This window comes from Blochmannia endosymbiont of Camponotus sp., from assembly GCF_023586085.1.
Classification (GTDB): Bacteria; Pseudomonadota; Gammaproteobacteria; order Enterobacterales; family Enterobacteriaceae; genus Blochmanniella.
The window spans coordinates 751,138-764,445 of the sequence record NZ_CP097757.1 but is presented as its reverse complement, the minus strand read 5'-3'; the positions used below and the strand labels follow the sequence as shown (position 1 = coordinate 764,445).

The window sequence follows — 13,308 nt, the reverse complement described above, 5'->3', positions numbered from 1 at the left end:
TTTATCTTGTTTAAGTTTAGTTTTGGTATGTATTGTTTAATATAGTTGGGTTGTTTGAAAATTTAATTGTATTTTTAATATTATAATATAATTGATATATTATAAGAGTATTAGATGATTTTAGTATGTGATATCAATTAATAGGTGTTAATATCTGTTGATTGTTACTAAAAAAATTAATGTCAGATATAAGCATTGAATGGTAGGTAGTATCACTTATTACATGACGAGGTATGAATATGAAATTACGGTGTTTTACTAGCCTGGTTGCAACTATGGTTATGGCAAGCACTGCTTGGGCTGCTGAAATTTATAATAAAGATGGAAATATATTGAATATATTTGGTAGTATTATTGGAGGTCATTATTTTTCTAGAGAGCATACCAAAGATGGGGATAGTTCATTTTTGAGATATGGATTTTCTGGAAAAACATATGTTAATGATAAAATTGTAGGTTTTGGTATGTGGGAGCATGAAATTTCTTTAAAAAATGTTGAGGGAATTAATGTAAATAATAGTGGTAAAGTGTTACTTGGTTATGCTGGAATAAAATTTGGAGATTTTGGAAGCGTTGATTATGGACGAAATTATGGAGTGTTATATGACGTGGGATCCTGGACGGACGTAATACCAGGATTTGGTGGAGATATATCGCTTGTAGATAATTTTTTGTCTAATCGTAGTTCTAACGTAGTTACATATCGTAATAAAAATCTTTTTGGTTTTGTAAATGGTTTGGATTTTGCTTTACAATATCAGGGTAAAAACGATGTTAATAAAGAAACAGGTCGTACTTTAAAAACAGCTAATGGAGAGGGATACGGAGTGTCTGCGTCTTATTCATTGGATAATGGGTTAGCTGCATCTGTAGCTTATGCTAATAGTAAGCGCATTGCTGAACAAAACGTCTTAGATAACAATGGCGGTGGTGGTAATGATAATGCTGAAGCGGTTTCTTTTGGAATAAAATACGATGGAAAAGGGATGTATATCGCAGCTACTTACGGAGAGACTTATAATATGACGCCATTTGGCAGTTTTTGTGATAACATTGCTACTGATAATATCTATGGGTTTGTTAATAAAGCAAGAAATGTGGAATTAGTAGCTCAGTATCAGTTTGATTTTGGATTACGTCCTTCTGTATCTTATTTACATTCAAAAGCTAGTGATTTAGAAAGTGGTTATAACAATTTTTTGAAAAAATGTATTACTGTTGGAACTAGTTATGTTTTTAATAAAAATATTTGTACTACTATAGATTATAGAATTGATTTACTAAATAAAAATAGTTTCACTGATGCGTCTAATATTAATCCAGATGATATTATTGCATTAGGAGTAGCCTATGTATTTTAATTGTGTCACTTATGTACTGTACTAAAAACAAAGGCGAATTATTATAAACAGTAATTCGCCTTTGTTTTTAGTACAGTACATAAGTGACACAATATATATGTATTGAGGAAGCATATTATATGTCTAAATTATGTATTGGTATCATTTGTGGAGGGCGTTCCCCGGAGCATGAGATTTCATTAAAATCAGCTATGTGTATTGCGCAATCTATTGATAAATATCGATTTGAAGCAATTATCTTATGGATAGATAAAAAGGGGTGTTGGCATCTAAAAAATATAAACTTTGATACTTTATTTTGTTACGAAGACGATACATATCTTTCAATATTGTTACAAAATTATCCTCATTGTTTTTCATCGAGTAGTAAAAAAATAAATGATTTATTAAAATTTGATGTTATTTTCCCTATAATTCATGGCTCATCAGGCGAAGATGGTGCTTTGCAGGGTTTGTTATGTATGATGAACGTACCATTTGTTGGTTCTCATATTTTAAGTTCATCTATAGGTATGGATAAAGATGTGTCTAAACGTTTATTGCGTGATTCAGGCTTATCAGTGGTGCCATTTAGAACTTTTTTAGCGAACAATCAACATAACATAGATTTTGATGATCTTGTCTCTACTTTTAGATTACCTTTTTTTGTAAAGCCGGTGAATCAAGGGTCGTCAATAGGAGTTTCAAAAGTTACTAACCGTAAAAATTTTAATCAAGCATTGGCAAAAGCTTTTTATTTCAGTCACAAAATATTGATAGAACCAGCTATTATTGGAAGAGAATTAGAGTGCGCAGTATTGGGTAATAATAATCCAGAGATTAGTGTGTGTGGAGAAATTATATTGTCAAATGATAATTTTTATACTTATTATGATAAATATATAGCACACGATGTTCAGATGTTAATACCTGCTTTAGTTAATGATTTAATAAGTGATGAAATTCGTAATATTGCTTTACGTGCGTTTCAGGTATTAAATTGCTCTGGAATGGCTCGTGTAGATTTTTTTTTAACTTCAGACAATCAGATTTTTGTGAATGAAGTGAATACATTGCCTGGATTTACTTATGATAGCATGTACCCTAAATTATGGGAGATAAGCGGATTAAATTTTCAAAAATTAATTACTAAATTGATAGAATTGGCATTAGATCTGCATGATAAAAACAAATGTTTTTATCATGCAGATAGTACAGTTTATTAAAGTATTTTCGGCATGAGAGGATTTGAACCTCTGACTTCCGCCACCCCATGACGGCGCGCTACCAAACTACGCCACATGCCGTTTTTTGGTTTTGTTATGAAAAAATCATAAAAATAAGAAGATTAATCTTTAAAACATAAGTATATATACTATATAAAATAAAAAATTTTTACTTGTAAAAGTTAAATCTTATATTTCATATAGCATGTTGCATTTGCAGTCTTATCTTATTTTATTAATATAAAGATAAATGTACATAATATGAGTGTTTATTACTATAAAATAGATTATTTAGTAGAATGTATATTATAATAAATAAATTTAACGTGTAGTATCTTTATGCTGTTTCTTTATCTTGATAAAGAAACAGCCCTATGATTCAATTTAAATAATCATTATTTGATAGTTAATCATTATACATCAACGTATCATTTTGATATCAGTATTAAATACGGATGAAATCAATATGAATTGGTTTAAGCTTAAAAGGATGATATTGTATTTCTTGTACTTTAACTATAATAGGTTCCTTATTTTCAATAAATAACAAAATTAGATTATTTTTATATAATTGTGCCACAGAATCAGGATGCGAAATATCATTTTGATTTAATATAATGGATAAACTTTGTTCGTTATCTTTTCTATAGATAATAGCTGGACATTTATTTTGTTTACGTAAGCGTCTTGTTGCACTTTTTTTTTGACGTATACGCAAGTTAGCTTTAATTGTCAACATTTACTCATACCTGTAAAATATAATACTACACTTAAATGATAATAATATTTTTTTCGATAAAAATTTTTATATATTACATGTAAATTATTACGAGCATTATTTATAAAATAGCAACAAATTATAAACTAACATTTGTATGTTACCAAAAGTTTATACGTCAACATCTTGACGCTATAATTTATTTATATTAAATATGTCAATACATATTATATCATAGAATGATAATTTTAAGTGATATTGTAGTAAAATATTATAAAAACATTTTATATAATTTTAGTACATTTATTATATGTACACTATTTATTTTAATTTAATTTTTAATATTTTTTAATTTATAAGCTATAGTCGGGTGTTGTTGTATTAGAAGCTGTAATTTTATTTATTTTCGATGGTATATATCTTAGAAATAAAAATATATATTTTTTATTTAAAATTTTATATTAGATTATTTTTATTAATCTAATATAATAGAAGATATTGATTATATATAGGTGATCTTATGAAAGAAGTATAATTATGTAAATAAAGAGTAAGCAACTAAAAAATTAATATGTTTGATTGCAGGTTTTATAATAATTAAATTTGAAGGTTTTAGTATTTATTAATATGAATTTAGTTGTGTCAGTTGTTTAAATATTATTATAAGCGCTATACTATATAAAAAATTCGTATAAATGTCTATTTTAGAGAAATCTGCATGTCAATCTTAACACAAGAAGCGTTATTAGTACGTGATGCTTTATCAGTGCAAGGGTTAGAAAACCCATTAATTGCATTGAATATTAATAATCAAATTCGTAAACGTCGTATTGAAGATCATATGAAAGCTATTGTACATCTTCTTAATCTTGATTTAAAACATGATAGTTTGTCAAATACTCCTAAACGTATAGCTAAAATGTATGTAGAAGAAATTTTTTCAGGTTTAGATTATTCAAATTTTCCTAAAATTACAATTATTAAAAATACAATGAAAATTCATGAAATGATCACAGTGCGAGGAATTAATATCACTAGTACTTGTGAACATCATTTCATTATTTTTAATGGTAAAGTTACTGTTTCTTATATTCCAAAAAAAAAAGTGATTGGTTTATCAAAGATAAATAGAATAGTGCAATTTTTTTCTAAAAGACCACAATTACAAGAGCGCCTGACAAAACAAATTTCTTTAGCGTTACAAACATTACTTAATACTAATGATGTGGCAATATTTATTGATGCAGTACATTATTGTGTAAAATCCAGAGGTATACATGATATTAGTAGTACTACAACTACAACTGATTTAGGCGGTGTATTTGAGTCGAATGCAAATACCCGAAAAGAGTTTTTACATGCAATTATACATTGTAATCATTAAATTTTATTTGTCATAAAATTTGTAGTATTTACATATTATAAGAATAAAATTTACAAGATATAAAAATTACTTATTATATTGTAACATTAAGTATTATGGTTTCTGCTTGTATAGATATTTAAGTTATTAAAAATTTTTATTATTTTAATAGGAAAATTATATATTAAAGCAGTAATATTATGCGATTCATATTAAGTACTCCATAAATAATAAAGATATAAATCTTAATAAAAAGTTTTTATCTATTTATGTTAAAAATACAATCTTGCTTATGTCATACAAGCAGTATATATCAAAATATATTTTTTATAAATTTATTTATTTAAGTTATAAAATAACTCAATATTTATTCCAACATGATATATATAATTATATAACGACAAATAGGATAATTACAAGAGATCAAAAGTGTTTAATTTATATTAGTTTTATATATTTAAAATTTTCAAATAAATAATATAGATTGAATTGAATGACGATAGTGTGTAGATGTGGCCGATAATTTTAATGATAAAATTGTGCATTTGCGTTGTATTGATCGTTGTTGATTAATTATTATTATTCTAATTATATTTAATATTTAAGATTATAATAACTTGTATTATAAGGATGATGTATACTTAGGAATCGTTTTAATATGTCATATTAGTGTGTTGTAATAGTATTTTAATAAGGAAAAAGTTTTTACACTAACCTGAATGTTTTAATATTTTTTGTATTGTATATTCATATATATGGATTGTTTAAAAAGATAATAATTTATGTTATAACAAAATTTTAAAAATCTTTATACGTGATATACGGGTAAAATACCAAGGTATATTATTAATAATAAAGTTTAAATTTTTGTGTAATTTTGACATCGTAAAATATATAAAACAATCTGACTATATACTTTAGTGATTTTGTGTTGTAGATAATTTTTATCTGTAGTAAATTTATTTATACATTTATGATTAGGAATTATGTTATTGTGATTTATTTTCTATAGATGAAATTTGGTCGGAACTAATTCGAAAAAAAATTATTTTAAATTTATTAATCCTATGATTTAATAATGGTGAAGAAAGACTATCCCATGTAAGGTGAGTATTGAGAAAATTTTCACTATATTTAGCTAATTTAGGTAAGACAGGTTTTAAATAGATCATTATAATGCGAAATAACTGAATACCCATAGAATAGATAGATAAAGCCTCTTTTTTATGATTTTTCTTTTTTGCAATGATCCATGGGGCGGTTTTATCTATGTAAAAATTAGCTTCATCTGCTAATTTCATTATTTTACGCATTGCGTAATTAAATTCTCTTTTTTGAAATAATTCTCCTATAGAGTGTTTAGATTTAATAAACATATCATATAGAACTGGATTGTCTAATGTATTTGCTAATTGTCCGCCATAATATTGGTGTATGAATCCGGAATTCCTAGATGCTAGATTTAATACCTTATTGATAAGGTCTGCATTTACTTTGGTGGCAAAATCTGATAGATTTAAATCTATATCGTTAATATGAGATGAAAGCTTTGTGGCATAATAATATCTTAAATAATCCGAATTTAAATATGATAAATAAGTACTGACATTAATACATGTGCCTCTGGATTTTGATATTTTTGATCCATTTATAGTAACATGTCCATGAACGAATATATTAGTTGGTTTACGAAATTGGCTGCCATCCAAAATAGCAGGCCAGAATAGGCTATGGAAATAAATAATATCTTTACCTATAAAATGATATAATTCTGCTTTAGAGTTTAAATTCCAAAAATCTTTGAAAGAAATTTCTTTATTTTTTTTGCACAAGTTTTTAAAAGTTCCCATATATCCTATAGTTGCATCCATCCAGACATAAAAATATTTTTCTGAGGTATCAGGAATTTTAAATCCAAAATATGGAGCATCTCTAGAGATATCCCATTGTTTTAAACCTAATTTAAACCATTCTTCTATTTTGTTGGCTGCTTCCTTTTGTATACTGCCAGATTGTATCCATGTATGTAATGTATCAGTAAAAGCTGGTAAATCAAAAAATAAATGTTCAGATTTTCGTATTATTGGAGATTTGCCTGAAATAACTGATTTTGGGTTTATAAGATCTAAAGATGTATAAATAGCGCCACATATTTCGCAATTATCTCCGTATTGTTCTAATGCTTTACATTTTGGACATACACCTTTTATAAAACGATCTGGTAAAAATATGTTTTTTTCAGAGTCATATAATTGATAAATATATTTAGATGTAATAAATCCGTTTTTTTTTAGACGAAAATAGATATTATTTAGTAATTCACGAGTTTCTTCACTATGGGTAGAATAATAGTTATCATAGCTGATGCCAAATTCGTAGCAATCTTGTTTATGTTCTTGTTGTATTTGTGCAATCATTTTTTCTGGCGCTATATTAAGTTTTTGTGATTTCAACATAATGGCAGTCCCATGCGCATCATCTGCACAAATAAAATATACATGATTACCCTGCATGCGTTGATAACGAACCCATATATCTGCTTGTATATGTTCTAACATATGCCCAATATGAAGAGAACCATTAGCGTAAGGTAGGGCACAGGTAACTAGCATCTTTTTTATAGTCATAAAAATTAAATTGAAATATCTGAATACATCGTACGATAACATATATCTAATATTATTAAAAATTATTCTTATATTTTATAATTCACGTTACGAAATATAATAATGTAATAAATTATCTAATTATTAAATAATGAAAATTATATCAGATTTATTTTTTGATAACTCATATTAATGGTTTATGTGATATTTTAAAGCGAATAATGTTCTGTTTAAAAAAGTATATTTTTATAAATTTATGATATATTTTCAGATTTAAATGTAGCATATATAAATATAATATTTTTTGTTTACATATGAAATATGTATTGCATATATGAGTGTTTATTTCAAATATATAGCTGCGTCGGATCATGTTAACAATAAACTTTTAAAACGAATAGCTTTATATTATTTGAGAATTTATATTTATGATTAATTTTTGTTTAAAAATTTTTTATTTTTACATTTAATATATTTATGTATAATGTATTATATTATTTATTAGATATAAATTAGTAATATAAAACTATTGTTATAATACGGGACGTATTTATATCATAAAGGAGCGAATGTGTTTACAGAACAAAAAATTGGTATTATCGGGATGGGTGTTATGGGGCGCAATTTAGCGCTAAACATTGAAAGTAAAGGTTATTGTGTTTCTATTTATAATCGTTCTAAAGATAAAACTGATGCAGTTATTGCTAATAATCCAAAAAGAAATATTATCCCGTTCTATTCAGTAGAAACATTTGTGCTTTCTTTAAATAAACCTCGTTTTATATTTTTAATGATTACGTCAGGAATATATATTGATGATATTATAAAAATATTGTTGATGTATATATCTCCAGGAGATATATTAATTGATGGTGGAAATTCGTTTTATAAAGATACTATGCGTAGAAATTTTGAATTGTCAAAAATAGGGATAAATTTTATTGGAACTGGGATTTCTGGAGGAGAGGAAGGAGCGTTAAAAGGACCATCTTTGATGCCTGGAGGACAAGTAGAGGCATATGAAATGGTCGAATCAGTTTTTAAAAAAATTGCAGCTCGTGTTGATGATGAAACTTGCGTCGCGTATATAGGACCGAGTGGCTCTGGTCATTATGTTAAGATGATACATAATGGTATAGAATATGGAGATATGCAGATAATTGCCGAAATATATTTTTTTCTAAAAAATATATTTAATTTGACTCATAAAGAATTAGGAAAAATTTTTCATGAATGGAATAAAGGTGAATTAAATAGTTATCTTATCGAAATAACAAGTCGTATATTTGTTAAACGAGATGCTAATGATAAATATATCATTGATTCTGTGCTAGATGTGGCGGATAATAAGGGCACTGGAGCGTGGATTAGTCAGGATGCTATTGATTTAGCAATACCATTAAGTATGATCACTGAATCAGTGTTTGCTCGTTATATATCTGTTCTGAAAAATCAACGTATTAAAGCATCAAAAATATTTGTAGGACCAAATAGGAAGGATTTTTTTGAAAGTAAATATTTATATTTAGAAAAAGCGCAAAAAGCATTGTATCTTGGTAAGATGATTTTATATGCACAGGGTTTCTATCAATTGAAAATTGCATCTGATAAGTATCATTGGAATTTAAATTATAAAAAAATTGCTAAAATTTTTCGTGCAGGATGTATTATTAGAGCAAAATTTTTGCAAAAAATTATTGATATTTATTCTCAAAATCCAGAAATAACTAATTTAATGTTGTCTCCATATTGTGTTTCTGTCGCAAATGATTACCAAAAAATGTTGAGAGAAGTTGTGGTTTGTGGTATTCAATATGGTATTCCAATGCCTGCTTTATCTGCTGCTATAGCATATTATGATAGTTATCGCAGTGATTTATTACCCGCAAATCTTATTCAAGCACAAAGAGACTGTTTCGGAGCGCATACTTATACATGTGTTGACAAAAAAGGTTTATTCCATACTGATTGGCTAGAATAAAAATAAAAACATTACTGTGTGAGTTAAATGAATGTGATAATATTGATGCAAATATAAAACGCATAGATATATTTTTTGTGAATATTGATATTTTTCATCTATAATTAGATATGAAAAATTTTCTGTACCTTAATAAGGTTTAGTTTATTATTAATATCAACATAATAAATTTATAAAGGATTATTAAATTTATTATGGTATTTGTATATAAGATAAATAAATATTGAGACCAATCTTGTTAATATTTATTTGTGTTATACTGTTTTTATATGTCATTTTTTATCTGTTTACTATCATGATGTCGTGTTTTTAGTTCTTGAATAATTGCGTCAAAATTAGATGACTTGGATTGTAACAGGACCAATAGGTGATAAATTAGATCTGATGCTTCATTGATAAGTTCTTTTGTGTTATTTCTATCAGAAAGTGCTGCAAGTGCAGTTTCTAAACCTTCTTCTCCAACTTTTTGAGCAATACGTTTAATACCACTAGCATATAAACGAGATGTATAAGATGAATTATTAGGATGGAATGGTATATTTTTTTTTGAAGATATAATTTTTTCTAGTTGATAAAGAAAACTTAAATCTGCTATTCCAGGATGAAAGCAACTACTAGTTTTGTTGTGACAAGTAGGTCCGTGAGGTACAACAAAAATTAATAATGTGTCATGATCACAATCTGAATGCCAATTAATTAATTTTAATGTGTTTCCAGATGTTTCTCCTTTAGTCCATAATCTATTTTTGCTACGTGAAAAAAAAGTAACATGCTTGGTTTGTTCTGTTTTTATCATCGATTCTTTACTCATATGTCCTAGCATTAACACTTCTCCTGATCTAGCATGTTGCACAATAGCAGGTATTAAACCGTGATTTTTAGTCCAATTTAATTGTTGATGTTTATTTGTGATTAACATAATCTAATTTGTATTCCTTCTTTAGATAAGAATTGTTTTAACTTATGAATATCAATAATTTTTTTATGAAAGACTGAAGCTGCTAATGCGCCATCTACATCAGCATCACGAAAAGCTTCCAAAAAATGCTGATAAGTACCAGCTCCTCCAGAAGCTATGAGCGGAATTTTGCAATGCTTTCTAATGTGTTTTAATTGATCTAGATCATAACCATTTTTCATGCCGTCTTGATTCATCATGTTTAATACTATTTCTCCAGCCCCATATTCTTGTACTTTTTTAACCCAATCTAATGTTTTCCATGTTGTAGTTTTTGTGCGATAACTATCTCCAGTGTAGCATTGTACTTGATATATTTTTTTTTTAGGATTATGCCAAGTGTCTATACTAACTACAACACATTGTGTACCTAAATGATCAGCTAATCTTTGGATTAGTGTTGGGTTTATTAAAGCAGGAGAATTAATTGAAATCTTATCAGCTCCAGATGCAAGAATTTGTTTAGCCTGTTTTACTGTACTAATTCCTCCTGCAACACAAAATGGAATATTTATTATTTCGGCAATTCGAGAAATCCATTTCTTATCTACTACTTGGTTTTTAGGTGATGCTGTAATATCATAAAATACTAATTCATCAGCTCCTTCTCTTTCATAACGGTTTGCTAAATCTAAAATATCCCCTACAATTTTGTGATTTTTAAATTGCACCCCTTTTATTACTTTATTATTAACTACATCAAGACAAGGAATTATTCGTTTTGCCAACATGATATTGCCTCAGCAACAGTAAATTTATTTTCTAAAAAAGCACGACCAATAATTATTGCTTTGACTCCAGCACAACGTAATTTGGAGATTTCTGTGAGTTTATAAACGCCTCCAGATGATTGAAATGATATTTTTGGCCAAGAACGACATACGGATTGATATAAAGATATGTTACTACCTAATAAAGTTCCATCTTTAGAAATATCTGTACAAAGAACATGTTTTAATCCTATAGCATAATATTCTTCTATTATTTGCTCTAATTTCAAATTAGTTTCTTTTTGCCAACCGTGAATAGCTATTTTTCGATCTTTTGTAGGAGAAATGCGTATATCTACTGCTAAAACCAAATGATTTGGATCAAAATATTTAAACCATTTCTTTACCATTTTTGGATTTGTAATTGCTACAGAACCGAATACTATACGTGTTGCTCCTGATTCTATGAGAAATTCTATATCTGTGGTATTACGTATACCTCCTCCTATTTGTATCTTTGATGAAGGATGAGCTTCTTTTATTAATTGACTAATTAATAAACTTTGTTTTTTTGCTGTATTCTGTGCGCCAGTTAAATCAACTAAATGTATCATTTTTGCTCCCTGGCGTATATATTGTCTTAATAATGATACAGGGTTTCCGTAATTAGTTTTCATATGATAAGATCCCTGATACAGTCTAACTATTTTTCCGTTAATAATATCTAACGCGGGAATAATCACAAATTAAATCTCCAAAAAATTTTTTACTAATTGTTGTCCAGGAATGCCTGATTTTTCTGGATGAAACTGTACACCAAAAAAATTATTATATTCTATAACCGAACTAAATGATTGGCCGTAATTTGTTTCAGCAATGGTTATATGACATATTTCAATTAAATAACTATGTGCAAAATAGAAATAATTGTTTTTCTTTATACCATCAAATAAAGAATTTTTTTTAGAAACAGTAACAGTATTCCATCCCATATGTGGTAGCGGAAAACCATAGTACTTCATACGTTTAACGGGTACATTAATAATTTTTAAGGTTTTGATGCCATTATTTTCGTCGCTATGAGCCCCAAATAACTGCATTCCCAAACAAATACCTAATATTGGTTTAGTACAATTTTGTATTAACGTAACTAGATTTTTTTTTTTAATTGCTTCATTGCGGCTGCGGCGGTACCAACTCCCGGTAAAAACAGTTTATCTGCTTTAGATATAATATCAACTTTATCACTTATTATTGGATTGTGTCCGAGTTTATGTAGCATGGTTTTTACAGAAAATAAATTAGAGCAATTGGTATTTATAATAACTATATTCATAGCAATGTTCCTTTAGAGCTTGGTATATTATTATTATCTATATAAATAGCTTGGCGCAATGCTCGGCCAAAAGATTTAAATAAACTTTCTGCTTTATGGTGGTCGTTATCACCGGTTGCTTGCAAATGTAAAGCACAGCTCATTTTTGAAGATAATGAACGGAAAAAATGTTCTATCATTTCAGTGCTAAGATCTCCTATTTTTTGAAAATTATATTTAGCTTGATAGTGAAAGTATGTTCGTCCAGAAAGATCTAATATACATTGTGCAATACTTTCATCCATAGGTAAGGTGAATCCAAATCTTTTAATACCACATTTATTGTTTAGTGCTGCGGTTAAAGCTTCTCCTAATGTTAAAGCAGTATCTTCAACAGTATGATGATCGTCTATATATAAATCGCCTTTTGCTATAATGTTCATACGTAATCCAGCATGGATAGCTATTTGCTGTAACATATGATTAAAAAAATTAATTCCAGTATCAATATAACTTTTATCATTTTGATCTAACCATATCTTTATATCTATATTAGTTTCTTCAGTGGTACGATGAATATGTGCTGATCTGTAATGTTGTATTAAATAGTTTTTAATTTTTTCCCAACCAAAATTAATACGATGATACTGTATTCCTTGGATACCCATATTGGTTGCTAAAATCATATCAGTATCTCGATCTCCAATGACATAACTATTAAATTTATTTAATCTGTTATCAATTAACCAAGGATTTACTAAAGCAGTTTTTGGTTTTCGACAACTACATTGTTCTTCAGGAAAATGAGGGCAAATTAATATTTGATTAAACGTAATACCTTGAGATTGAAATATTTTAATCATTAGATAATGTAGTTCATCAAATTTTTCTTTGGGAAATGAAACGCTTCCTAGTCCATTTTGATTAGTAACTATAACAAATTCAAAACCTATACTTTTCAGAGCTATAAGAGCAGAAATAACATGTGGTTCTAATGAGAACTTATCTAAAGAATCAACTTGAAAATTGTCTTTTGGTTCGTTAATGAGAGTTCCATCTCGATCTATAAACAAAATTTTATGAAACATGAG

The 13,308-nt window shown here is 27.4% G+C and carries 9 protein-coding genes, 1 tRNA gene and 2 pseudogenes; 4 read left to right on the top strand and 8 right to left on the bottom strand.

The window, feature by feature from the left end; all coding sequences use genetic code 11:
- Positions 1 to 239 precede the first annotated feature (239 nt).
- Both M9400_RS03225 and M9400_RS03220 read left to right on the top strand, forming a co-directional pair.
- Positions 240 to 1,361 (top strand): porin, encoded by a 1,122-nt coding sequence (locus M9400_RS03225; protein WP_250232403.1) that lies wholly within the window; start codon positions 240 to 242, stop codon positions 1,359 to 1,361.
- Positions 1,362 to 1,480: 119 nt separating this feature from the next.
- A pseudogene (locus M9400_RS03220) lies at positions 1,481 to 2,592 on the top strand (D-alanine--D-alanine ligase family protein).
- On the opposite strand, the gene M9400_RS03215 reads toward M9400_RS03220, so the two are convergent.
- Together M9400_RS03215 and rplY are read right to left on the bottom strand one after the other, a co-directional pair.
- Positions 2,574 to 2,647: transfer RNA gene (locus M9400_RS03215), tRNA-Pro, on the bottom strand. The pseudogene M9400_RS03220 and the gene M9400_RS03215 overlap by 19 nt on opposite strands.
- Before the next feature lie 364 nt (positions 2,648 to 3,011).
- Complete coding sequence (rplY, locus tag M9400_RS03210) at positions 3,012 to 3,305, bottom strand: 50S ribosomal protein L25 (protein WP_250232401.1); 294 nt, start codon at positions 3,303 to 3,305, stop codon at positions 3,012 to 3,014.
- A gap of 697 nt (positions 3,306 to 4,002) precedes the next feature.
- Between rplY and folE the strand changes: the two genes are divergently transcribed.
- Entirely contained in the window at positions 4,003 to 4,668 is a 666-nt protein-coding gene (gene folE, locus M9400_RS03205) for a GTP cyclohydrolase I FolE (protein ID WP_250232400.1), read from the top strand.
- A 968-nt stretch (positions 4,669 to 5,636) separates the two neighbouring features.
- Here the strand turns inward: folE and metG are convergent.
- Positions 5,637 to 7,280 (bottom strand): methionine--tRNA ligase, encoded by a 1,644-nt coding sequence (gene metG / locus M9400_RS03200; protein ID WP_420022277.1) that lies wholly within the window; start codon positions 7,278 to 7,280, stop codon positions 5,637 to 5,639.
- A gap of 544 nt (positions 7,281 to 7,824) precedes the next feature.
- Here metG and gndA point away from each other — a divergent pair.
- The gene (gndA, locus tag M9400_RS03195) at positions 7,825 to 9,234 is read left to right on the top strand and encodes an NADP-dependent phosphogluconate dehydrogenase (RefSeq protein ID WP_284307632.1); all 1,410 of its coding nucleotides are present in this window, start codon (positions 7,825 to 7,827) and stop codon (positions 9,232 to 9,234) included.
- Positions 9,235 to 9,499: 265 nt separating this feature from the next.
- Here gndA and hisIE read toward each other — a convergent pair whose 3' ends face one another.
- The 5 genes and pseudogenes from hisIE to hisB all read right to left on the bottom strand — a co-directional run bounded on the left by hisIE (position 9,500) and on the right by hisB (position 13,305).
- Complete coding sequence (gene hisIE / locus M9400_RS03190) at positions 9,500 to 10,153, bottom strand: bifunctional phosphoribosyl-AMP cyclohydrolase/phosphoribosyl-ATP diphosphatase HisIE (RefSeq protein WP_250232399.1); 654 nt, start codon at positions 10,151 to 10,153, stop codon at positions 9,500 to 9,502.
- The gene (hisF, locus tag M9400_RS03185; protein ID WP_250232398.1) at positions 10,147 to 10,923 is read right to left on the bottom strand and encodes an imidazole glycerol phosphate synthase subunit HisF; all 777 of its coding nucleotides are present in this window, start codon (positions 10,921 to 10,923) and stop codon (positions 10,147 to 10,149) included. Before hisF ends, hisIE begins: the two co-directional genes overlap by 7 nt.
- Entirely contained in the window at positions 10,905 to 11,645 is a 741-nt protein-coding gene (hisA, locus tag M9400_RS03180; RefSeq protein ID WP_250232397.1) for a 1-(5-phosphoribosyl)-5-[(5-phosphoribosylamino)methylideneamino]imidazole-4-carboxamide isomerase, read from the bottom strand. The genes hisF and hisA overlap by 19 nt, the downstream gene beginning before the upstream one ends.
- A gap of 3 nt (positions 11,646 to 11,648) precedes the next feature.
- A pseudogene (hisH, locus tag M9400_RS03175) lies at positions 11,649 to 12,238 on the bottom strand (imidazole glycerol phosphate synthase subunit HisH).
- Entirely contained in the window at positions 12,235 to 13,305 is a 1,071-nt protein-coding gene (gene hisB, locus M9400_RS03170) for a bifunctional histidinol-phosphatase/imidazoleglycerol-phosphate dehydratase HisB (RefSeq protein ID WP_250232396.1), read from the bottom strand. The pseudogene hisH and the gene hisB overlap by 4 nt, the downstream one beginning before the upstream one ends.
- Positions 13,306 to 13,308: the final 3 nt, after the last annotated feature.